Annotated in this window: 18 protein-coding genes; 9 read left to right on the top strand and 9 right to left on the bottom strand. The window is 72.5% G+C overall.

Annotated features, from left to right (window positions below; translation table 11 throughout):
* Window positions 1–27 precede the first annotated feature (27 nt).
* Window positions 28–1,494 (top strand): FGGY family carbohydrate kinase, encoded by a 1,467-nt coding sequence (locus CFK41_RS14220; protein ID WP_096800263.1) that lies wholly within the window; start codon window positions 28–30, stop codon window positions 1,492–1,494.
* 16 nt (window positions 1,495–1,510) lie between these two features.
* Here CFK41_RS14220 and CFK41_RS14215 read toward each other — a convergent pair whose 3' ends face one another.
* The 8 genes from CFK41_RS14215 to CFK41_RS14180 form a co-directional block, all read right to left on the bottom strand.
* The gene (locus CFK41_RS14215) at window positions 1,511–3,826 is read right to left on the bottom strand and encodes a glycoside hydrolase family 3 protein (RefSeq protein WP_096800262.1); all 2,316 of its coding nucleotides are present in this window, start codon (window positions 3,824–3,826) and stop codon (window positions 1,511–1,513) included.
* Window positions 3,827–3,854: 28 nt separating this feature from the next.
* The gene (locus tag CFK41_RS14210; protein ID WP_096800261.1) at window positions 3,855–5,288 is read right to left on the bottom strand and encodes an ABC transporter substrate-binding protein; all 1,434 of its coding nucleotides are present in this window, start codon (window positions 5,286–5,288) and stop codon (window positions 3,855–3,857) included.
* Window positions 5,289–5,351: 63 nt separating this feature from the next.
* Complete coding sequence (locus CFK41_RS14205) at window positions 5,352–6,215, bottom strand: carbohydrate ABC transporter permease (RefSeq protein WP_096800260.1); 864 nt, start codon at window positions 6,213–6,215, stop codon at window positions 5,352–5,354.
* The gene (locus tag CFK41_RS14200) at window positions 6,212–7,189 is read right to left on the bottom strand and encodes a carbohydrate ABC transporter permease (RefSeq protein WP_096800259.1); all 978 of its coding nucleotides are present in this window, start codon (window positions 7,187–7,189) and stop codon (window positions 6,212–6,214) included. Before CFK41_RS14200 ends, CFK41_RS14205 begins: the two co-directional genes overlap by 4 nt.
* Before the next feature lie 94 nt (window positions 7,190–7,283).
* Window positions 7,284–8,141, bottom strand: coding sequence for an aldo/keto reductase (locus tag CFK41_RS14195; RefSeq protein ID WP_096800258.1), 858 nt, complete (start codon window positions 8,139–8,141; stop codon window positions 7,284–7,286).
* Window positions 8,138–9,868: a GH39 family glycosyl hydrolase gene (locus tag CFK41_RS14190; protein ID WP_096801103.1), complete on the bottom strand. Its 1,731-nt coding sequence runs from the start codon at window positions 9,866–9,868 to the stop codon at window positions 8,138–8,140. Before CFK41_RS14190 ends, CFK41_RS14195 begins: the two co-directional genes overlap by 4 nt.
* 328 nt (window positions 9,869–10,196) lie before the next feature.
* Complete coding sequence (locus CFK41_RS14185) at window positions 10,197–10,931, bottom strand: GntR family transcriptional regulator (protein ID WP_096800257.1); 735 nt, start codon at window positions 10,929–10,931, stop codon at window positions 10,197–10,199.
* A 97-nt stretch (window positions 10,932–11,028) separates the two neighbouring features.
* Window positions 11,029–11,931 (bottom strand): LysR family transcriptional regulator, encoded by a 903-nt coding sequence (locus tag CFK41_RS14180; RefSeq protein WP_151904765.1) that lies wholly within the window; start codon window positions 11,929–11,931, stop codon window positions 11,029–11,031.
* A 114-nt stretch (window positions 11,932–12,045) separates the two neighbouring features.
* Between CFK41_RS14180 and CFK41_RS14175 the strand changes: the two genes are divergently transcribed.
* The 8 genes from CFK41_RS14175 to CFK41_RS14140 all read left to right on the top strand — a co-directional run bounded on the left by CFK41_RS14175 (window position 12,046) and on the right by CFK41_RS14140 (window position 20,485).
* Window positions 12,046–13,368: a sugar ABC transporter substrate-binding protein gene (locus tag CFK41_RS14175; RefSeq protein ID WP_169928822.1), complete on the top strand. Its 1,323-nt coding sequence runs from the start codon at window positions 12,046–12,048 to the stop codon at window positions 13,366–13,368.
* The gene (locus CFK41_RS14170) at window positions 13,365–14,321 is read left to right on the top strand and encodes a carbohydrate ABC transporter permease (protein ID WP_096800255.1); all 957 of its coding nucleotides are present in this window, start codon (window positions 13,365–13,367) and stop codon (window positions 14,319–14,321) included. Before CFK41_RS14175 ends, CFK41_RS14170 begins: the two co-directional genes overlap by 4 nt.
* Complete coding sequence (locus CFK41_RS14165) at window positions 14,318–15,184, top strand: carbohydrate ABC transporter permease (RefSeq protein WP_096800254.1); 867 nt, start codon at window positions 14,318–14,320, stop codon at window positions 15,182–15,184. The genes CFK41_RS14170 and CFK41_RS14165 overlap by 4 nt, the downstream gene beginning before the upstream one ends.
* Window positions 15,185–15,233: 49 nt before the next feature.
* On the top strand, window positions 15,234–16,478 hold the full coding sequence (locus CFK41_RS14160) for a glucarate dehydratase family protein (protein ID WP_096800253.1): 1,245 nt from the start codon (window positions 15,234–15,236) through the stop codon (window positions 16,476–16,478).
* Between the two features lie 25 nt (window positions 16,479–16,503).
* Entirely contained in the window at window positions 16,504–17,466 is a 963-nt protein-coding gene (locus tag CFK41_RS14155; protein WP_096800252.1) for a 5-dehydro-4-deoxyglucarate dehydratase, read from the top strand.
* The gene (locus tag CFK41_RS14150; protein ID WP_096800251.1) at window positions 17,463–18,911 is read left to right on the top strand and encodes an aldehyde dehydrogenase (NADP(+)); all 1,449 of its coding nucleotides are present in this window, start codon (window positions 17,463–17,465) and stop codon (window positions 18,909–18,911) included. Before CFK41_RS14155 ends, CFK41_RS14150 begins: the two co-directional genes overlap by 4 nt.
* A 200-nt stretch (window positions 18,912–19,111) precedes the next feature.
* A complete protein-coding gene (locus tag CFK41_RS14145; protein WP_096800250.1) occupies window positions 19,112–19,624 on the top strand; it encodes a Dps family protein in 513 nt (170 codons plus the stop codon).
* A gap of 210 nt (window positions 19,625–19,834) precedes the next feature.
* Window positions 19,835–20,485: a VOC family protein gene (locus CFK41_RS14140; protein ID WP_096800249.1), complete on the top strand. Its 651-nt coding sequence runs from the start codon at window positions 19,835–19,837 to the stop codon at window positions 20,483–20,485.
* 28 nt (window positions 20,486–20,513) lie between these two features.
* Here CFK41_RS14140 and CFK41_RS14135 read toward each other — a convergent pair whose 3' ends face one another.
* Entirely contained in the window at window positions 20,514–21,257 is a 744-nt protein-coding gene (locus tag CFK41_RS14135) for a pyrimidine reductase family protein (RefSeq protein WP_096800248.1), read from the bottom strand.
* Window positions 21,258–21,275 lie beyond the last annotated feature (18 nt).

The following is a 21,275-nucleotide window of genomic DNA, read 5'->3' as shown; positions in this document are numbered from 1 at the left end:
TCCTCCGGCCCGCATACGCTGTCCCTCATGCCCGGCCTCCTCGCTCTCGACCTCGGCACCTCCTCCGCGAAGGCGGCGCTGATCGACCGGGCCGGTCGCACCCTCGCCACCGCGAGCGCCGGGTACTCCACCTCCCGCACCCCGGACGGAGGTGCCGAGCAGGACCCGGCCGACTGGGTCCGCGCCGCTCGCGATGCGGTCACCGCCGTGCTGCCGGCCGACGAGGAGATCGCCGCGCTCTGCCTCACCGGCCAGATGCAGGACCTGGTGCTCGAGGGCGAGCCCGGCGCGGTGCGCCCCGCCGTGCTCTACACCGACCTCCGCGCCGGGGCCGAGGCCGCCGCGATCCGCGAGGCGCTCGCCCGGGACGGCGAGGACTGGGACGCGATCGCCGGGAGCCTGCAGGACGCCAGCAGCTGCGCCGCGATGTTCCGCCGTCTCGTCGCCCGCGAGCCGGAGGCCGCCCGGCGCACCCGAGGGCTCGTGTTCGGGCCCGCTGGGCACCTCGCCCACCTGCTCGGCGCCGGGCTGCACTGCGACCTCACCACCGCGTCGGCCACCGGTCTGCTCGATGCCCGCACCCGCGACTGGTCGCCGTCGGTGGCCCGCGCCGCCGGGATCACCCCGGAGCTCCTGCCGCACCTGACCCGCGAAGCAGGCGAGGTCGTGGGCCGCACCGGCGAGGACGCGCGTGACCTGGTGGGACTGCCCGCCGGAGTGCCGATCGTGCTCGCGCCCGGGGATGCCGGCGCCGCCGCCGCGGGCATCACCGGCCTCGCCCCCGGGCAGGCCCACGCCTCCCTCGGCACCAGCGGCTGGATCGCGCAGGTGCGCCCTGCCCTCCCCGGGTCCGCCCCCGTCGGGGCCTCGCACCGCCTCGCCCTCGGCGGCGGCGCCGAGCTGCACATCTCCGCGGTCCTCGCCGCCGGTGCAGCGGCCGCCTGGGCCCGCCGCACCTACCTCGCGGGCGCCGACGAGGAGGCCGCCGATGCGCTCCTCGAGGACCGCGAGCGGGAGCACGGCCGCGGGCCGACGGGACTGCTCGTCCTGCCCTCGCTCGGCGGGGAGCGGTTCCCCGTGCGGGACGACGCCCTGCGCGGCGCGGTGCTGGGACTCGACGCCGCCACCGGCCCGATCGACCTCTATGCCGCGACGCTCGAGGGCATCGCCCTCGCCCTCTCCCACGCGCTCGATCCCGCCGAGACCGGCCAGGTGCTGCCGGTGGTCGGCGGGGGAGCGGCCTCCGCACCCTGGCGACGGATCCTCGCCGACGTCACCGGCCGCCCGGTGCAGCACACCGACGGCACCGACGCGACCCTGCTCGGCGCCGCGCTCACCGGCGCCGAGGCTCTTGGGCTCGAGCACGGGATCGCCCCGCTCGCCGCACAGGGAGGCGAGGCCACCGCACCGGACCCCGCGGCCGCGACGGCCCACGCCGGCCGACGCCCGGCGCACCGCCGGCTCTACGAATTGGTCAGCTCCGCGCTGCGGTGACCCTCGGGTCGCCAGCTCACACGGTCACGCGCACGCTCGCCGCCCCCTCCGGCGGATCGAGCACAGGCTCTGCCCACACCTGGATCCGGGCCGGCACCGCACGCGGCGCCCCACTCGCCCAGGAGCCCAGCGCGTCCAGGCCGAGCATGAGCTCCACCTCGGCGCCGCCCGGCGGCACCTCGGCCCGTCGCGCCGCGAGCACCGTGCGGGCCCGCGGCAGGAGACCCGGCTCGTGCCGCCGCCCGTACAGCACCACCGGCACCGACACCGTGCCCGTCCCGTCGTTCTCGACGCGCACGGTGACCGTCGCCGACGTCCCGTCCTCGAGGTCCGCCACCCGCACGTCGACCTCTGCCTCGAGCACCGTGGCCCGCACCCGGGCAGGCAGCCCCGCGCCGAGCAGCGCCCCGCGCACCTCGCGCTGGTCGATGTAGCCGCGCGCCGTCTCGAGCCGCTGGTCATGGGAGACGGGCTGGACCCTGTCGGCCGCCGGGAGCGTGGCGGGCAGCAGCCCGTGCACGCCCGCGCCGAACAGCGCCTCGACGACGGCACGACCGCCGGACGGGCCGGGGAAGGGCACCAGCAGCACGGCGTCCGCGAGCTCGTCCAGCTCGGCGAGCACGCGGGGACGGCCGTCGACGACCACCGCGATCACCGGTCGGCCGGCGTCGCGCGCCGCCCGCACCACGTCCAGCTGCGCCGCGGGCAGGGCCACGGCGGCGAGGTCCACGCCCTCGCCGTTGGTGGTGTCCGAGGCGGGACCGTCGGCCGCGCCGTTGTCCGCGAACTCGTCCTCGTAGGAGCGCCGGCTGGTGCCGCCCAGCACCACCACGGTCACCTCCGCCCGCTGCGCCGCCGCCGTCACCGCCGCGAGCGCCTCCGGGCCCAGCGGGGTGCGCAGATCGCTGCCACGCGCATGCGGCACGGCCTCCTCGCCGAGACGCTCGGCCAGCGCCGCGCGTACCGTCCAGGCGCCCGGCTCCTGCGGCGGGCGCGGCGGGGTGTAGTCGCCCAGCTGCGCGTCGAGGTCGTCGGCGTTCGGGCCGACGGCCGCCACCGTGGCGACGGTCAGGGGCAGCAGCCCGCCGTCCTCCAGCACGACCACGGACTGCGCGGCGGCGCGCTCGGCGAGCACCGCCGTCGCCCGGGCGCGGGTCGAGGGCCAGGGCTCGGGCTCCGGCGGGGTGGCGCCCGGGTCCTCCCCGTCGGCCGCTCCGAGCAGACCGAGGCGTTCCTTGAGCGCGAGCACCCGGCCCACCGCGGAATCGAGCGCCGCCTTCTCGACCAGCCCCTCCTCGAGCGCCTGCTCGAGGCGGGTGTAGGACTGGTCCCACAGGCTGAGGTCCACGCCGGCGTGCAGGGCGAGCGCCGCGGCGTCCTCGAGCCGGCCGCCGGTGGCGAGGGTGAGGCGGTCGATCGCCCCGCCGTCGGACATCACGATCCCCTCCCAGCCCCACGCCTCCCGCAGGGTGCCGGTGAGCAGCTCGCGGCTGCCGGTGCAGGGCACCCCGTCGAGGTCGTTGTAGGCGGACATGAACCCGGCGACCCCGGCGCGCGCCGCCGCGAACGCGGGCCGCAGATGGATCTCGCCGAGCTCGCGCGGCCCGAGCGGAGCGCCGGAGCCGTTGCGCCCGCCGATCCCGGCGCCCTGGCCGGCGAGGTGCTTGGCCACCACGGCCACATGCTGTGCATCGATCCGCTCCCCGGCGCCCGCGCCCTGCATGCCCTGCACGGTCGCCTCGACCAGCATCGCCGCGAGCGCCGGATCCTCGCTGAAGCACTCCTCGGCCCGGCCCCAGCGCGGATCGCGCAGCACGTCCAGGCCGGAGACCAGCAGCAGATGGGTGCCGCGCTCCCGGGCCTCCGCGGCGACCGCCTCGCCGAGCTCGCGGGTGAGGCCCGCGTCCATCCCGGCGCCGAGGGCGAGGTTCACCGGCAGCGTGGTGCCGCCGAGGGCCATCAGCCCGTGCGGCGCCTCCTCGACGAACAGCACCGGCAGGCCGTCGCCGTACCGGGTCACGTGGTCCTGCACCGCCGCGTACGCCTCGGCGCTGCGCTCGGGCGGGATGCCGGCGCCCCAGCGCACCGCGGACCACGGATCCGCGCGCAGCACCCCGTACAGCGCGCCGATCCCGCCGAAGCGGTCCACCTCCGCGCGCAGCACGTCGGTGACCTGCGGCGCCTCGTCCACCCAGCGCACCGCCTCCCAGCCCTTCAGACGCTGGTTGACCTGGCCCACCTTCCCGGCGAGCGGGAGGGAGGCCACCAGATCGGGCACGAGGCCGTGCTGCGGGGCCGACGGGGGAGGAGTGTGGGAAAGCGTTCTCGCCATGGGGCAACGCTAGTCGCCGGGGCGCCGTTCAGTACGTGTAGTCCGTCCCGAGCTTCCAGTCCGGGAACTCCCAGTCCGAGCGGTCCACCGCGGCGCCCTCGCCCGCCGCGGCCTCGATGGCGGCATCCAGCGCGGTGGAGTGCGCGGCGCTGAGGTCCACGAGCGCCTGCTTCAGGTCGTCGATCTCCCCGCCGAGGTAGCCCTGGATGATGTCGCCCAGCTCCGGGGTGACCGGCGTGCGCCGGGCCTCCACCGCGGCGACCTCGACAGTGCGCACGATCGCCTGCGGGGCGCGGAACACCTGCTTCGAGAAGTCCTCCACCATCTGCGCGTACGGGGCGATGACCTCGGCGTCGCCCACCACATCGAGCAGGATCGGCGGCTGGTCCATCCCGGCGGCGAGCTCCCGCTGGTAGTCCTCCTGGGTGAAGGACTCGATGAGCTGCGAGGCCTGCTCGGCCCTCTGCGTGGACCCGGCGATCACCCAGTCCGCGCCGCGGGCGCCGCGCGCGGCGACCACGTCCTGGCCCTCCGGGGTGGGCATCCCGGCGAGGGCCATCGTGGGGAGCATGTCCGGGTTCAGGGAGCGCACGCCGCCGGGGGAGTAGGGGCCGTCCATGTGGAAGCCGATCCCTCCGGCGGCCCAGCGGCCGCGGGCGTCGGGGATCTGGAAGCCGTTGCTGCCCGGCAGCAGGAAGCCCTTCTCGGCGATCTCCTTGTACAGCTCGATCGCCGTCATGTAGGCGTCGTGCTGGTACTCGTACTCGCCGGTGTCGTACCGCTGGCCCTGGTAGCCGGGGAAGCCGCCCGCCTGCGCCATGTCGTCGATCTGCTCGCGCATGCGGCCCGCCGCGCCGAGCGCCATCGTCATCGGCGCGAACTCTCCATGATCGGCGATGGCCTGGAGCGCGCCGAGGAGGTCGTCGTAGCTGCGCGGCGGCTCGAACCCGACGGCGTCGGCGATCTCGGTGCTGTACCAGGCCAGGCCCACGTACTGCTTCTCGCTGAAGGCGGGCAGGCCGTAGAGGGCCCCGTCGAGCTGCGTGAGTCCCTCCACGAGGGCGCCCTCGGGCAGGCGGGCCCGCGCCTCGTCGGAGATCGTGATCTCGTGGACCCATCCCGCCTCCACGAGGGCCGGCAGCGGCAGGCCCACCAGCGCCGTGTACACGTCCGGCAGCTGCTTCGCCTGGTTGGCGAGCTGCAGCGCCTCGGTGGCGGCGCCGGGCTCGTTGTAGGTGTGCTCGATGGTGGCGCCGATCTTCTCGCCCTCCTCCTTCGCCCACCGATCGTGGAGCTCCTGCAGGCCGCCGAAGTGGTCCCACCAGCGCAGCGCGCCGGCGGCGCCGCCGGCTCCTCCTCCGGTCGAGGGCGGGGCGCTGGGGCCGCCGCAGGCCGCGGCGAGGGTGGCGAGGCCGGCGGCGCCGAGTCCGGCCAGGGTGTGACGACGGGTCAGGTGATGCATGGGAGCTCCTCGTTGAGATCGTGATGCGGGACGGGCGGTGGGGGGGAAGGGGCGTCGGGAGGGTCAGGACTTCACGGACCCGGCGATGCCCTCGACGAAGTAGCGCTGCATGAAGGCGAACAGCGCGACGATGGGAACGAGCGAGATGACGCCCGCCGCGGCCATGCCGGCCCAGTCCGTGGAGTTCTCGCCCACGAACGCCTGCATGCCCACGCTGACGGTGCGCAGCGTGGGGTCGGAGAAGGAGAACACCAGCGGCAGGAAGAAGGCGTTCCAGGTGAACAGGAAGGTCAGCACCGACACGGTCGCGGTGACCGGCATCGACAGCGGCAGCATCACCTGGGTGAAGGTGCGCAGGAACCCGGCGCCGTCCACCACCGCCGCCTCCTCGAGCTCGGCGGGAAGGCCCCGGAAGTAGCCGGCGTAGATGAGGATCGCGGCGACGTTCGCGCCGCCGGCCAGGGCGAGGATCATGCCGGAGAGCTGGTCCAGCAGGCCCAGCTGCATCGACAGCTTCACGATGGGGATGATCGTGTAGCCGGTGGGGACGAACAGCGTCGCCACCAGGATCCCCAGGATCAGACGCGATCCGGGGAAGCGGTACCGGCCCAGCACGTAGCCCGCCAGCGCGCACCGCACCACCACGATCACCACGGTGCCCACGGTGACGATCGCCGTGTTCAGCAGATACAGCTGGAAGTTCCCGTCGGTCCAGGCGCGGGCGTAGTTCTCCCAGCGCATCTGCTCGGGGAGCAGGGAGAGGCCGCCGGCGAAGATCTCCGCGGGTGACTTCAGCGAGGCGGAGACCATCCAGATGAACGGGTAGATCCACAGCACGGCGATCACGGTCAGGGCCGCCATCACCGCCCACCAGGGCAGGCGGCGCCGCCAGCGGCTGCGGGGCACGGGACGGGTCGCGGCGGTCATGCGCGGGCTCCTGAGCGTCGGGCGAGCATCGTGGCCCACAGCTGCACTCCCACCACCACGAGCACCAGCAGCCCGAACAGGACGGCCGCCGCGGAGGCGAAGCCGAGCTGGGGGATCGTGGCGGCGAAGGCGTAGCGGTAGATGTAGATCTCGATGATCTCGGTGCTGAAGAAGGGGCCGCCGGCGGTCATGGTCTGCATGAGGTCGAAGGCGTGGAAGCAGTCCTCCACGGTGAGCACGGTGATGATCAGCAGGAACGGGATCAGCAGCGGCAGCGTGATGTGGCGGAAGGTCTGCACGGCGTTCGCGCCGTCGATGCGGGCGGCCTCGTACAGGTCCCGGGGGACGGTCTGCAGGGCCGCGAGCCAGTAGATGAGGGTGATGCCGAAGAACTTCCACACGTACACCAGGCCCGCGGTGGCCAGGGCGGAGGAGGTCGAGCCGAGCAGGTCGATCGGCCCCATCCCCAGCAGCTGGGAGAGGAAGGACAGCGGCCCGCTCGCGGGGTCGAGCACGAACCGCATCACCACGCCGACGATCGCGGTGGTGGTCACCACCGGCAGGAAGTACATCGTGCGGAAGAACCCCGAGAAGCGGAGCTTGGGCGAGTTCAGGAGGATCGCCAGGAAGAAGGCGCCGAACACCCGCAGCGGCGCCACGATCAGCATGAAGACGAGCGTGATCTTCACGGCGGACCAGAACATCGGATCGGCGAGCACGGCGCGGTAGTTGGACAGGCCCACGAACCGCTGGTCGGCGGTGAAGCCGTTCCACTCCACCAGGGAGTACCAGTAGCTCGCGATCATCGGGTACAGCGTGTACATCCCGTACAGCACGAACGTGGGCAGGAGGAATGCGTAGATCCAGACGTTCCGGCGGCGCAGTCGCGCACGCTGCTCCGGCCGACGCGCGCTGCGCGCGGGGGCGGCCTGGCGGCGGGCGGAGGGACGGGTGAGCACCGGGGTTGCGGCCATGACGGGACCTCCTCTCGAGGGGTCGACGACGCAGCTCCTGCGCACGGGGGTGTGCGCGGAGCGGTGCCGGGGGCGGACCGGCGGTGGGTGGGGCTCAGCGGATCTGGCTGAGGGAGAAGGTGGCCGGGTCGTTGCCGATCCGGTGGCCGCGGTCCAGGGCGTCGAGCCGGGCCATCTGGTCCCGGGTGAGGGAGAGCCCGCCGACGTCGAGGTTCTCCACCATCCGGTCCCGGGAGGTGGTCTTGGGGATCACCACGTACCCGTGCTGGAGGTGCCAGCGCAGGATCACCTGGGCGCCGGTCGCCCCGGTCTCCGCGGCGATCTCGGTGACCGCGCCGAGCTCGAGGTCGCCGCCCTGGCCGAGCGGGGAGTAGCTCTCCACCGCGATGCCGAGCTCGGTCTGCAGGGCCACGAGGTCCTGCCGGGCGTGCGCGGGATGCAGCTCGATCTGGTTCAGCGCCGGGAGGATCTCGGCGACATCGGCGAGCTCTCGCAGGTGCTCGGCCAGGAAGTTCGAGACCCCGATGGCGCGGACCGCTCCCTCGGCGTGCAGGCGCTCGAGCGCCCTCCACGACTCCTGCCAGAGCCCCGCCTCGGGGTTCGGCCAGTGGATGAGGTAGAGGTCGATGCGGTCCAGGCCCAGCCGGTCCAGGGAGGCGGCGCAGGCCTGCAGCGTGGCGTCGTGGCCCTGGTCGCCGTTGCGGAGCTTGGTGGTCACGAACACCTCCTCGCGGTCCAGGCCGGAGGCGCGCAGGGCCGCGCCCACGCCGGTCTCGTTGTTGTACGCCGCGGCGGTGTCCACGTGCCGGTAGCCGACCTCGAGGGCGTCCTCCACGACGGGCTGGACCTGGTCGGGGACGATCTGGAACACGCCGAGCCCCAGCTGGGGGATCTCCACGCCGGGGGCGATCTCGAGGCGGTCGGTGAGCGGGGCGGTGGGGGAGAGGGTCATCGCAGCGGCTCCAGCTCGAGCAGGGAGACGGCCGGCAGCGGCAGCTCGACGGTGAGGGCGAGGCGCCCGTCGGCCGGAACCTCCACCTCGATCGCCGCGGTCAGCTCCTCGAAGCCCTCGCGGGCATGGATCGCCGCGAGCTGCTCCGGGCCAGGGACCTGCGGCGCGCCCAGCTCCTGCCAGACGGTGTGGCTGTTGGAGTGGGTCGCGTCGATGCGGTGGTGGGTGAGGCGGTAGCCGCCCGGCGCCAGGCCGCGCACCGAGAGCGCGACCGGTGTCGGCGCCTCGGCGGTGCGGTACTGATCGTCGGTGTGGCGCCACACGGCGGCGGCGATCCGTCCGTCCTCATGTCGGGAGGCGAGCACGTCGACCTCCTCGGGCATGCTGCGGCCCTCGGCGGCGTCGAGCAGCTCGACGCCGTGGGAGGAGTCGCTGCTCGCCGCCAGGCGCGTCAACCCCATCCTCGCCAGCAGGCGGTAGGCGTTCAGCAGCGGCTTCTCGATGCGGTCCGCGGTGAGGAACGCCCGCGTCCCCTCGAAGAACCGCTCGCCCTCGAAGTAGAAGCTCCAGGACATCGCCTGCTGGATGTTCGCGCCCTCCTGCTCGCCGAGGTCCAGCAGCTTCTTCATGAGCTTCACCTGGAACACCGGGTAGTACTCGGTGTTCTGGAAGCGGAAGTTCGCGTTGTCGTAGAACGAGAAGTGCGCGGGCACCCCGGCGTCGCACTCGTCGATGATCGCCGGGAGGGTGCGGTACTGCGGGAACTGCGCCATCACTCGCAGCATCGAGCGGACCTCGAAGAGCATCTTGTGGGCCGACGGGCTCTGCTGCTCGGGGGCGTCGGCGCCGGTGGGGCCGTAGACCCGCCAGGGGCTGAAGCTCGATCCCTTGGTGTGGAAGGAGACGAAGTCCAGCGGGAGGTCCTCGGCGGCGGTGTACTCGAGGAAGCCGTGGAGGAACTCGGTGCCGCCGCCGGTGACGGCGGGGCCGCCCACCTTCGCGTCGGGCAGCACGCTGCGCACGCCCTCGACGGTGGCCCGGTACAGCTCATGGAACTGCTCGGGGGTGCCGCGCCAGTAGAAGATGTCCGGCTCGTTCCACAGCTCCCACAGCCAGGTGTCCACCTCCTCCGCCCCGTAGCGCTCCACGCAGTGCGCGGCGACCGCGGCGAGCAGGTCGCGCCACGTCGCGTAGTCCTTCGGCGGGTAGGCCCACTGGCCCGCCTCGTACGCCGAGTAGACGGTGGGGCTGGAGGTGACGGTGAGCTCCTCGGCCTCCGGCGGGAGGAGGTCCCGCGGGGTGAAGCCGATCTCGACCAGCACGTGGTGACCGGCCTCGACGATCGCGTCGTAGGTCTGGTCCAGGATCGTGAAGTCGTAGTGCGCGGTGCCGTCGGCGTCCTCGTGGTAGACGTTGCCGTTGCCCCAGTGGGGGATCGGGAAGCCGGTGCCCGAGCACAGCGCGTAGTGGGGGCGGATGTGGTATCCGGTGCTGGTCAGCGCGCCGAAGGTGTTCAGCAGGTGCCGCCCGGTGGGGGTGTAGGTCAGGTTGATCTCGTCGTAGCCGACGCTCTCCCAGAGCCGGGTCAGCGGCCCGCTCTCCGCGCCGGCGTCGATGTCGACGCTCGCCGCCGTCACGTGCGGGGCCGAGGGGTCGCTCGGGGCGTTCGGCGGGAAGGCTCGGGCGCTGGTGAGGTTCACAGGGGCTGGCTGTGCGGTCGTGGACACGCGGGTCACTGCCTTTCAGGGCTCGCGGTGCGAGGCGGGGGTGCGGTGACCGAGCCGGGTCGCGCCGGGGACGCGACGGGGATCGGCGGAGGGCGGCAGGGGGACGGCGTGCCGCGGAACGGGGACTGCGCGTCGTGCACTCGGGGGTCCGAGGGGTGCGGCTGCGGTGCCGCGGGACGGCGAGAGCGGGGTGTGCCCTGCGCGTCGGACTCAGACTAGGAACCGGATTGCAAATTGTCAACAATCCATGAGTCGCTCGTCGACGGGTCCCGAGACCAGTCTCGCCGCGGGCCGCCCGGCAGGCTTCGCAGCCGTCTCGCGCGACGCCCTACAGCCCGGTCTTCCCCTCGGGCCCGGGTCCGGACAGCGGGCCGGACTCCCCGGGCTGCCGCTCCAGCGCGGTCATCTTGCGGATCTGCCGCAGGGTCCAGCCGATGTGCTTCTCGATCGACGCCACCGCCGCCTCGGAGTCTCCGGTGGCCAGGACGTCCCGGATCTCCTGGTGCTCCTCGTGGAGCTTCGTGCGGAACTCGGCCCGGTCGGTGCGGGCGCCCAGGAACATCGAGACCTGGCTGCGCAGCATCAGCCAGCTGCGCTCGAGCCGCGAGTTCTCGGCGGCGGCGTAGATCAGGTCGTGGAACTCGAGGTCGAGCCGCACATGGTGGTCGTCCGACGCCTCCGGCACGACGGCCGCCATCCGGGAGATCACGTCATCGAGGGCGGCCAGCAGCTCAGGGGTGATGCGCTGGGAGCAGCGCTCCATCGCGAGCCGCTCGAGCGCCAGGCGCATCGAGTAGATCTCCTCGATGTCGCCATGCTCCAGCGTGATCACCCGGGCCCCGCGGTGCCGCTGGGACTCCACGAGGCCCTCGCGGGTCAGCTCCGTGATCGCCTCGCGCACGGGCCCGCGGCTGACCGACATCGAGTTCGCCAGATCCGCCTCCTTGAGGCGCTCACCGGGCGCGATGGTGCCGTCGGTGATCATCTCCCGGAGCCGATCGGCGATCACCGTGGACAGCGCCGGAGGCATGTCCACACCGGCGAGGAGCTTGGGCATCGCCATCGGGCATCCTCCTGCCGGTCGAGAAGCGCGGGCCGCGAACTTCGCCTGAGTGTAGTGCGGGGACAGCCGGCTCGGACGGCGCTCCTGCGGCCCGTGCCTACGGCCTCGCGGATGCCTCCGAGAGCGCGTCCAGCACGTCGAGGGCGCGGCGCGCGGCAGGGTGGGCGAGGTCCCGGCGCCAGGCGATGCGGAGCTCGACGACGGCGGCGTCCCATCCGCTGATCGGGCGGAAGACGACCTCGTCGCCGGTGAGCGAGGAAATCGACTCCGGGACGATGGCGACGCCCCGTCCCGCCTGGACGAGCCCCATCATCGAATGGATCTGGGCGACGCGCTGGGCGGAGCGGGGTCGCGAGCCCCGCAGCACGGCGGTGACGAGCTGCGCGAAGTAGGCGGCCTGCTCCGGGTCATAGGTGATCATCGCGAGCCCGGAGAGATCCGAGGGCTCCACCGCCGCCTCCGACCCGGCCAGGGCATGGGCGGCCGGGACCGCGAGGACGAGGCGCTCGCGGTGGATCACGCGGGAGTCGAGGTCCGGCGGTGGGATCCGATGGCGGAGGAGCCCGAGATCGAGGCGTCCCGCGCGGAGCCCCTCCAGCTGGAGCGACGTCACCTGCTCCTGCAGGACGATCTCCACCCCGGGCAGGACCTCCTCCGCCTCGGCGAGCAGCGGCCCGAGCGGGCCCATCGAGGAGGAGGCGGTGAACCCCAGGGCGATGCGTCCCGCACGCCCGTCGTCGACCCGTCGCACGAGGTCCGGCAGCGCCTCCGTCTGCGCCAGGAGGCGGCGCGCCTCCACCTGCAGGGCCTCGCCGGCGGGCGTGAGCGTCGCGCCCTGCGCCGTGCGCTCGAAGAGCAGGGTGCCCGTCAGGGACTCCAGCCCCTGGATCCGGCGGGACAGTGGAGGCTGCGTCATCGACAGCCGCTCGGCGGCACGACCGAAATGGCCCTCGTCGGCGACGGCGATGAAGGCGGCGAGGCTGTCCAACGAGAGTTTCATGCCGAGAAGGTATCAAAGTATGCAAAAAGAGTGTTGGACGGGCATCACTCCACGTTCTTACAGTGTTCTCCGCCTCGGTCCGTCGTCGAGGTCACGCGACCGATGGAGACCGCCATGAAGAGAAGAACCGCACTGATCGCCCCGCTCACCGGGGCGCTCCTGCTGGCGGGCTGCTCGGGGATGACATCCCAGGCGCAGGTCGCCCAGCTGCCCCGCACCGACCAGAGCCTCGACATCTGGCAGCGGAAGGCACCGAACACCCCGTCGGACATGATCGGCCAGGAGCTGGTCGCTGCGTTCACCGCGAAGACCGGCATCAAGGCCGAGCTGACCTCGCTGTCGCAGGACTTCGAGCTCAAGCTCCAGCAGCGTGCCGTGCAGCGGAACCTGCCGGACATCGTCATCAACGACACCGCCCAGCTGGGCACGATGCAGACGCAGGGGCTGCTCCGCGAGATCGACCGCGACGAGATCGAGGGTGCCTCGGATCTCCACGAGCGCGCCTGGGACGGAGCGACCGGCTACGACGGGAGGACCTACGGCGTCCCGATGACCGCGCACACGGTCGCGCTGTTCAACCGGCGCGACTGGCGGGAGAAGCTCGGCATCGCGGTCCCGGAGAGCTGGGACGACCTCGTGGACATGTGGACGGCGTACACCACGGAGGATCCGGACGGGACCGGCAAGCAGGTCGCGGGCATCGCGATCGCCGGCACCACCAAGCGCGGCTACGTCTCCTGGAACACCTCGTCCTTCTTCTGGTCCGGAGGAGGCGAGTACGTCGAGGAGACGAAGGGCGGGCTCCGCTCCGCCATCGCGGACGACGGATCCATCCAGGCGCTGACCTGGATCCGCGACCTCGCCTGCGACTCCGCCGTCATCCAGCCCGGAGCCAGCAGCCAGGACACCGGCGGATCCAAGGACACCTTCCTCGCGGGACGGGCCGGCTCCTTCCTCGTGGCCCCCTACGAGCTGCCGATCATCCGGGAGACCCTCGGCGACGCGTTCGAGGTCCTCACCCCGCCGCCGGGCCCCACCGGGCTCACCACCCTCGCCGAAGGGAACAACCTCTATCTGATGGCAGGATCCGACAGCAACGAGGCGCAGCAGGCGTTCGCCGAGTTCGTCATCTCGCCCGAGGGCCAGGCCATCGGCATGGCCGGCGACAGGGACGGCAACCTCGTGCGCCTGCCCGTCAACACCACGGTCGACATGATGGACACACGCACCGACCGCGAGTGGGAGCACTTCCAGGAGATCTACGACCGGTACGGGAGGTACGTCCCCGCCGTCCCGAACTGGAATCCCTTCCTCCAGGGATCGGCGACCACGATCAACGCGCTGATCAGCGACTGCTCCCTGGACGTGGGAGCGGAGGCCGAGAAGCTCCACGCGAGCTTCACCGCGGCGCTCGAGGAGCAGGGGGCGCTGGCATGAGCACCGTCCTCGATGATCGAGCCCCCACCGGTGCCGCCCGCACCGAGGTGGACGCCCCCGTGCCGCCGCGGCGCCGTCGCCGCTCCGCCCGCTCGGGCCGATGGATCACCCCGTGGCTGTTCCTCGCCCCCGCGCTCATCCTCTTCGTCTACTTCAAGTTCATCCCGATGGGCCAGGCCGTGGTGATGAGCTTCCTCGACGTGCGGCCCTACCTCGGCAACACCGCGGTCGGGTGGGACAACTACCGGACGCTCCTGACCGACGGCGAGTTCTTCCGGGCCGCGGGGCACACGGTCGTGATCGCCGTGGCGCAGATCAGCGGAGCGATGGTCCTCGGCTTCGCCCTCGCCCTGCTGCTGGAGGGTCAGGCCCGCCGGATCTGGTTCGTGCGCTCGGCGGCGTTCCTGCCGGTGGTCGTCCCGACCGCCGTCATCGCCGAGGTCTGGCGGATCATCTACCACCCCACCTCCGACGGACTCGCCAACTCGATCCTCGGCCTCTTCCTGATCGAGCCCTCGGCATGGATCAACTCCCCGGACACCTCGATGCTGTCGGTGATCCTCGTCGGCATCTGGCGCGATGCCCCGTACAACATGATCATCATCATCGCGGGCCTGGTCGGCGTGGACCGCAGCCTCTACGAGTCCGCGTCCCTCGACGGCGCGGGAATCATCGGCAGGATCCGCCACGTGACCCTCCCGGCGCTGCGACCGGTCCTCGCGATCCTCTTCACCCTCGCCGCGATCCGGGCGATGCGCATCTTCACCGAGGTCTTCCTGCTGACCAACGGCGGCCCCAACGGCTCCACCGAAGTCCTCATGACGCTCATCTATCGGCTCGGATTCGAGCAGATCGAGCTCGGCGTCGCGGCCGCCGGGTCGGTCATCCTGCTGCTCGCCACCATCGTCCTCACCCTCGCCGTGCGCCTCGTCTCCCGGAGGATCCAGTCATGACCGCTCAGCTCGACACCGCACTCGGCCTGGGGAGCTCCCGGCGCTGGTGGGTCCGCGCCCTCGTCGGCGTGCTCTGCACGCTCGTCGTCCTCGTCTTCGCCGGGCCGCTCCTGGCCGTGATCGTCGGCGCGTTCAGCACCTCCCGGGACCCCTCGACCCTGTCGCTCATCCCGCACGGCTTCACCCTCAGGAACCTCCAGAGCGCGATCGACCAGCAGGTGCTCGTCTACCTGAGGAACTCGCTGATCGTCGTGGGCGTCGGCCTCCTGCTGCAGATGGCCGTCTCCGTCCTCGCGGCCTACGCCCTCGCCCGCAAGCGGTTCCGCGGAGCGGGGATCGTGCTCCTGCTCATCCTCGCCACGATGATGCTCCCGGAGGAGATCCTCGCGATCCCGCTGACGGTGGTGCTCTCGGACCTTCCCCTCCTGGGCATCAACCTCACCGACACCCTCGCCGGGATGATCGTGCCCGTGCTCGCCTGGGGCTTCGGGATCCTGGTGATGGTGGAGTTCATGAAGGAGGTGCCCACGGAGATCGAGGAGGCCGCCCGGATCGACGGCGCGGGCGAGCTGCGCATCTTCTGGTCGGTGGTGCTGCCCATGGTCACCCCGGCACTGGGCGTGACAGGGGTCTTCGGGTTCACCATGATCTGGGACCAGTACCTGCTCCCGCTCCTGGTCGCCTCCGACTCCGACAACTACACGCTCCCGCTCGCGCTGAGCAGCCTCCGCTCGGACCCCGAGGTCGGCATCGGGGTCGTCCTGGTCGCCGCCGCGCTCGCCATGCTCCCCAGCGTCATCGCCTTCCTCGCGTTCCAGCGATCTTTCATGCGAGGGCTCAACGCCGGCGCGATCAAGGGCTGACCCCTCCCACCACCGGCCGGCACCACCGCCGGGCCACGAAAGGATCTCCATGATCATCCGCGACGTCATCGTCACCCCCATCGCCTTCCGCGACCCGCCGCTCCTGAACGCCGCCGGTCTGCACGAGCCGCTCGCCCTGCGCACCGTCGTGCAGCTCGTCCTCGACGACGGGGTGATCGGTCTCGGGGAGGGGCGAGGGGGGCGAGCGGTGACCGAGCGCCTCGAACGCGTCCGTCCCCACGTGATCGGGCGCAGCGTCCTCGACCTGAACGGCATCGAGCGGGCGGTGGACGATGCCCTGGGCGGTGATGCCGGGCCGCTGTCCCGCAACGACCGGCGAACGGTCTTCGCGCCCCTGGAGGTCGCCGCGCTCGATGCCCAGGGCAGGATCCTGTCCGTCCCGGTCGTCGATCTGCTCGGAGGCGCGGTGCGGGAGGAGGTCCCCTTCGCGGCCTATCTCTTCTACAAGTGGGAGGGGCACCCGGGAGCCGACGGCACCGTCGTCGCCGACGAGTGGGGCGCCGCGCTGGACCCGGAGGGGATCGTCGCCCAGGCGCACCGGATGATCGATCTCCATGGATTCCGCTCGATCAAGCTCAAGGCCGGGGTGCTCCCGGCGCAGGAGGAGGCGGAGGCCATCCGTGCGCTGCGGGCGGCGTTCCCCGAGCATCCCCTGCGCATCGACCCCAACGGGGCCTGGTCGCACGAGACCTCGCTGCGCATGGCCGAGGAGATCGGCGATCTCCTCGAGTACCTCGAGGATCCGGTGCTCGGACTCGACGGGATGTCCGCCGTGCACGCCGCCACCGGTGCTCCGCTCGCGACGAACATGTGCGTGGTCGACTTCGAGCACATCGCCGAGGCCGTCGAGAAGAGGTCCGTCCAGATCATCCTCGGAGACCACCACTACTGGGGCGGGCTGCGCCACACCCAGGAGCTCGGGGCGATCTGCTCCACGTTCGGCATCGGCATGTCGATGCACTCCAACTCCCACCTGGGCATCTCCCTGGCCGCGATGACCCACCTCGCCGCCGCGACCCCCGCCGTCACCCATGCCTGCGACACCCACTACCCGTGGAACCGCGAGGACGACATCGTGGTCCCCGGCGCCCTCGAGTTCCGCGACGGGGCGCTCGCCGTGCCGCGCGGGCCCGGACTGGGCGTCGAGCTGGACGAGGACGCGCTGGCCCGTCAGCACCAGGTCCTCCTCGACTCGGGACGCTCCGAGCGTGATGACGCGACCTACCTCCGGCGGTTCGAGCCGGACTTCGATCCCCGACTGCCCCGTTTCTGATCCGAACCGTTCCGAGGAGTTCCTGATGACTGCACCCGCCACCACACCCCCGGCCCTCCTGCCCGCCTTCGACGGCGTGCTCTTCTTCCCCGTCACCCCGTTCGACGCGGAGGAGCAGGTCGATGTGCACCTGCTCCGCGAGCACGTCGAGAGAGGCGTCGACCGCGGCGCCGGCGGCGTCTTCATCGCCTGCGGGACGGGGGAGTTCCATACGCTCGGCGCCGAGGAGTACCGGGCGGTGGTCGGCGCCGGCGTCGCCGCGGCCGCCGGCAGGGTCCCCGTGCTCGCCGGCGTCGGCGGACCCATCGGGCAGGCGCGGGAGCAGGTGCGCGCCGCCCGCGAGCTGGGCGTCGACGGGCTGCTCCTGCTGCCCCCGTACCTCGTGGGCGGGCCGGAGGACGGCGTGGCCCGGTACTTCGAGGATCTCGCCGGCCGGTCGGAGCTGCCGGTGATCGTCTACCACCGCGGTCAGGCACAGCTGACCGTTGCCATGCTCGAGCGGCTCTGCGCGCTGCCCACCCTCGCCGGTGTGAAGGACGGTGTGGGGGACGTCGCCCTGGCGCAGCAGCTGGTCGCCGCCGCTCGTCGCTGCGGCCGTGCTGATCTGCAGTTCTTCAACGGCCTGCTGACCGCCGAGGCGAGCCAGGCCGCGTATCGCGCCATCGGGATCGAGCTCTACTCCTCCGCGGCCTTCGCGATGGCTCCGGACATCGCGAACGCCTTCTACCGGGCGTACCGTGACGGGGACCAGGAGACCCAGGACCATCTCCAGGACGGCTTCTACACCCCGCTGACCAGGCTGCGTGACTCCACCCCGGGGTTCGCGGTCTCCCTCATCAAGGCGGGGCTGAGGCTCTCCGGCGTCGAGGTCGGAGGGGTGCGCCCGCCGCTGTCGGACCCCACCCCCGCACAGCTCGACCAGCTCGCGGAGATTCTCGCCGCCGGCCGTGCCCTGGTGGCCGATGATTCGATGGAGGTGCCCGCATGATGACGGTGACCAGCAACGTCGACGACGCGGTGGAGCAGGCCCGCTCGGCGGCCTCCGCCCGCCCCGAGGCTCCCGCGGTCCGGGCCGGATGGCTGAGGGCGATCGCCGACCGGCTCGACGACTCGTCGGAGGAGCTCGTCCCCCTCGCCGGGGAGGAGTCCGGCCTCGGCGCGGTCCGCCTCCGGGGGGAGGTCGCCCGCACCACGGCGCAGCTGCGCCTGTTCGCGTCGGCCCTCGAGGAGGGCTCCTACCTCGAGGTGACCATCGACCACCCGGATCCCGGCGCGACGCCTCCGATCCCGGACCTGCGACGGATGCTCGTCCCGCTGGGGCCGGTCGCGGTCTACGGCGCTTCGAACTTCCCCTTCGCCTTCTCCGTCGCCGGCGGGGACACGGCCTCCGCGCTCGCCGCCGGGTGCCCGGTGATCGTGAAGGCCCACCCGGGCCATCCGGGGACCTCCCGGGCGGTGGCCGCCCATGTGCTCGGCGCCCTGGAGGCCGCCGGAGCGCCGCGAGGGATGTTCTCCCTCGTCGAGGGGTTCGAGGACGGGATCGCCCTGATCGATCACCCCGACGTCACGGCCGCCGCGTTCACCGGGTCGACCCGTGGGGGTCGCGCTCTCGCCGACCGGGCCGCCGCCCGGCCGCGTCCCATCCCCTTCTTCGGGGAGCTCGGCTCGACCAACCCGGTCGTGGTGACCTCCGCCGCGGACCACGCCCGCGGTGCCGCGCTCGCCGAGGGGCTCGCGCAGTCCTTCCTCCTCGGAGCGGGGCAGTTCTGCACCAAGCCCGGGATCGTCCTGGTGCCGGAGGGCTCCCAGCTCGAGTCCTCGATCATGGACGCGACGCCCAGGGACCGCCAGACGATGCTGACCCCGCAGATCGCGGAGGCGTATCTGGACGGCTTCGAGCGGGTGCGGAAGGTTCCCGGCGTGGAGACGCTCCTGACGCCGGGGGCACCCGGCGAGCCGGGACTGCTCGCGGTCGCTGCCGAGGACTTCGCGCAGCGCGGCGAGGAGCTCGACGGCGAGATCTTCGGGCCCGTGACCCTCCTGGTCCGGTACCGCGACGAGGCCGAGCTGCGCGCCGCCCTCGAGGTCATGGAGGGCTCTCTCACCGGGACCCTCCACTGCGAGCCCGGCGAGGACGTCGAGCAGGTCCTCGACCTCCTGCGTGCCCGGTGCGGCCGGATCCTGTTCGAGGGCTGGCCAACGGGTGTCGCCGTCTCCTGGGCGCAGCACCACGGCGGGCCGTGGCCGTCGACCACGAGCCAGCACACCTCTGTCGGGGTCTCCGCGCTCCGGAGGTTCCTGCGGCCCATCGCGTACCAGAGCGCGCCGAGCGCGCTGCTCCCGCCGGAGCTGCGCGAGGACAACCCGTGCCGGGTGCCGCGACGGGTCGACGGCCGGATGGAGCTGCCCGAGGGGCCGACGGACGGGGCCTGAACCGGGATCTCTCCTCGCTCTCCCGTCGCGGCCCCGCCCCGACCTCCGGCCTGAAGCGAGGCGCTGAGGTGCACCGACCGCCCGGCAGGAACGGTTGCCCCTGCCGGGCGGGCTGGATAGCGTGAACGGCGAGAGCGTCGCCCCGATCGGCAGTGCGCCGGTCGGGTCGGCATCGGCGTGATCGACACGGAGGATTTCCCATGAACGACACCAGCGGCGCGAAGCGCACGAAGACGGAGAACGCCGAGAGCGGCTTCCTCGCTCCGGCGGCACTCGCCAAGAATCTCCAGGCGGTCCTCGTGGACCTCACCGCCCTGCAGCTCGTGGGCAAGCAGGCGCACTGGAACATCGTGGGCCCGAACTTCCGCGACCTGCACCTCAACCTCGACGAGGTCGTGGACATCGCTCGCGCGAGCGCGGACGACGTGGCAGAGCGGATGCGCGCCCTTCATGCCACGCCCGACGGCCGCCCGGCCGTGGTCGCCGAGCAGACCTCCCTGCCCGACTTCCCGCAGGGCGAGGTGCTGACCCACGAGGCGATCGACCTGATCGTGGCGGCGGTCGAGCAGACCACCGGCACCATCCGTCACGTCCACGACGAGGTCGACGAGGCCGATCCCACCTCGGCGGACATCCTCCACGGCATCCTCGAGAAGCTCGAGCAGCAGGCCTGGTTCCTCAGCGCGGAGACCCGCACCCCGCAGCAGCGCTGAGCCGCTCCCCACGACGGGAGGGTTCGGTCGGCGGAATCCCGCCGACCGAACCCTCCCGTCGCGCGCTGGACGCCGAGAGCCGCTCGCGGTGCTCCTGACGGAGCGTCACGGTGCGCGGATCCTCCTTGACGCCGCGGTCCTCCGCGCCGGGTACCGTCGACACCATCACCCACCCGTCCTCGCCGGGCCCGCCCCGGAAGAAGGAGCGCCATGAGCGTCCCCCACCTGCTCGACCACATCGTCATCGCCGGGCCCGACCTCGCCGCCACGGTCGACTGGTTCCGCGAGCTCACCGGCGTCACCGCCGCGCCCGGCGGCAGCCACCCCTCCGGCACCGCCAACGCCCTCGTGGCCCTCCGGGTGAACGGCGAGCCGCGCCCGCACTACCTCGAGCTGATCGGCCCCGACCCCGAGCGCGAGGGGGAGGAGCTGCCCAAGACCTTCAGCATCAACCGGCTGCGGAAGCCCACCCTGATCACCTACGCCGTGCATCCGGAGGGCATCGACCAGGTCGTCGAGCGGGCCCGCGCCGAAGGCTTCGACCCGGGCGATGTGCAGGAGCTCTCGCGCCGCACCCCGGAGGGGACCGAGCTGCAGTGGCGGCTCACCCAGCAGCAGGCCCCGCGCAACTACGCCGTGCCCTTCCTCATCGACTGGGGCACCACGGAGCATCCCGGTCTGGGCGAGCTCCCCGCCCTCGAGCTGGTCTCCTTCGAGCGCATCGAGGTCGACCCCGGCCGCCAGCAGAAGGCCACCGACTCCCTCGGGCTCGGCGACGGCGCGGCCCCGATCCGCGAGGGCCGCGGCTCCCGCTTCGTGCTCACCCTCCGCACCGAGGACGGCCGCGAGATCGAGATCTGAGCGCTCCGCGCGCCGTCGGCCGACGGTCTCAGCCGGCGGCGCGCGTATATCGCAGCAGCAGCTCGTCCCCGGAGCGCAGCACGGTGGCGAGTCGCATCGCGGTGGGGGCGGCGAGCGGGGCGTGTGCGATACGGCCGGCCTGCCCTGCCTCCAGGGTCGGGGCGAGGGTCAGGCACAGCTCGTCGACCGTCCCGGCCTCGAGGAAGCTGCCGAACAGCGTGGGCCCGCCCTCGGAGTGGATCCGGGACAGGCCTCGACCTACGAGCTCGTCGCGCACCTGCGACGGCTCCACGACCGTCTCGCCCACATCGATCACGTCGGCCACGTCCGCAAGCGCCGACCGGCGCTCGGCAGGGGCCGACGCGACGGTGAGCACCAGCGGACGCACCGGGGCGTCGCGGAAGATCGGTGAGCCGGGATCGAGATCCAGTCGCCCCGTGACCAGTGCGAACACCGGCTGCGGGGTCAGGCCCTGTGCCACTCGCCACTGCTCGGCCTCCGCCGGGAGGCGCATCGCGCCGTAGCCCTCGGCACGCGCGGTGCCCGCCCCGAGCAGGACCACATCGGCCCAGCGGCGCAGCAGCTCGAACACCCGGTGATCGGCCTCGTCGCCGAGACCGCCCGAGAGCCCGTCGCGGGTCACCGCGCCGTCGAGGCTGGAGACGAAGTTCATCCGCAGCCAGGGCCCGGTCGGCGGCGCATAGAGCTCCAGCAGCTGAGCGTCGGTGAGCTCCGCGGACGGATCGGGACCGAGCGCGTGGATGGGGGTCATGCGGTGCCTCCTGGGATG

Source organism: Brachybacterium ginsengisoli (genome assembly GCF_002407065.1).
GTDB lineage: Bacteria > Actinomycetota > Actinomycetes > Actinomycetales > Dermabacteraceae > Brachybacterium > Brachybacterium ginsengisoli.
This window is presented reverse-complemented; position numbering and strand designations above follow the sequence as displayed.

What these genes read in the sequence shown, in the direction of transcription:
- CFK41_RS14140 (WP_096800249.1), top strand. Translation starts at nt 19,835, where the DNA reads ATGAGCGTCCCCCACCTGCTCGACCACATCGTCATCGCCGGGCCCGAC.
- CFK41_RS14210 (WP_096800261.1), bottom strand. Translation starts at nt 5,288, where the DNA reads ATGCATCACCTGACCCGTCGTCACACCCTGGCCGGACTCGGCGCCGCC.
- CFK41_RS14135 (WP_096800248.1), bottom strand. Translation starts at nt 21,257, where the DNA reads ATGACCCCCATCCACGCGCTCGGTCCCGATCCGTCCGCGGAGCTCACC.
- CFK41_RS14165 (WP_096800254.1), top strand. Translation starts at nt 14,318, where the DNA reads ATGACCGCTCAGCTCGACACCGCACTCGGCCTGGGGAGCTCCCGGCGC.
- CFK41_RS14150 (WP_096800251.1), top strand. Translation starts at nt 17,463, where the DNA reads ATGATGACGGTGACCAGCAACGTCGACGACGCGGTGGAGCAGGCCCGC.
- CFK41_RS14170 (WP_096800255.1), top strand. Translation starts at nt 13,365, where the DNA reads ATGAGCACCGTCCTCGATGATCGAGCCCCCACCGGTGCCGCCCGCACC.
- CFK41_RS14195 (WP_096800258.1), bottom strand. Translation starts at nt 8,141, where the DNA reads ATGACCCTCTCCCCCACCGCCCCGCTCACCGACCGCCTCGAGATCGCC.
- CFK41_RS14185 (WP_096800257.1), bottom strand. Translation starts at nt 10,931, where the DNA reads ATGGCGATGCCCAAGCTCCTCGCCGGTGTGGACATGCCTCCGGCGCTG.
- CFK41_RS14220 (WP_096800263.1), top strand. Translation starts at nt 28, where the DNA reads ATGCCCGGCCTCCTCGCTCTCGACCTCGGCACCTCCTCCGCGAAGGCG.
- CFK41_RS14180 (WP_151904765.1), bottom strand. Translation starts at nt 11,931, where the DNA reads ATGAAACTCTCGTTGGACAGCCTCGCCGCCTTCATCGCCGTCGCCGAC.
- CFK41_RS14215 (WP_096800262.1), bottom strand. Translation starts at nt 3,826, where the DNA reads ATGGCGAGAACGCTTTCCCACACTCCTCCCCCGTCGGCCCCGCAGCAC.
- CFK41_RS14200 (WP_096800259.1), bottom strand. Translation starts at nt 7,189, where the DNA reads ATGGCCGCAACCCCGGTGCTCACCCGTCCCTCCGCCCGCCGCCAGGCC.
- CFK41_RS14160 (WP_096800253.1), top strand. Translation starts at nt 15,234, where the DNA reads ATGATCATCCGCGACGTCATCGTCACCCCCATCGCCTTCCGCGACCCG.
- CFK41_RS14155 (WP_096800252.1), top strand. Translation starts at nt 16,504, where the DNA reads ATGACTGCACCCGCCACCACACCCCCGGCCCTCCTGCCCGCCTTCGAC.
- CFK41_RS14145 (WP_096800250.1), top strand. Translation starts at nt 19,112, where the DNA reads ATGAACGACACCAGCGGCGCGAAGCGCACGAAGACGGAGAACGCCGAG.
- CFK41_RS14205 (WP_096800260.1), bottom strand. Translation starts at nt 6,215, where the DNA reads ATGACCGCCGCGACCCGTCCCGTGCCCCGCAGCCGCTGGCGGCGCCGC.
- CFK41_RS14175 (WP_169928822.1), top strand. Translation starts at nt 12,046, where the DNA reads ATGAAGAGAAGAACCGCACTGATCGCCCCGCTCACCGGGGCGCTCCTG.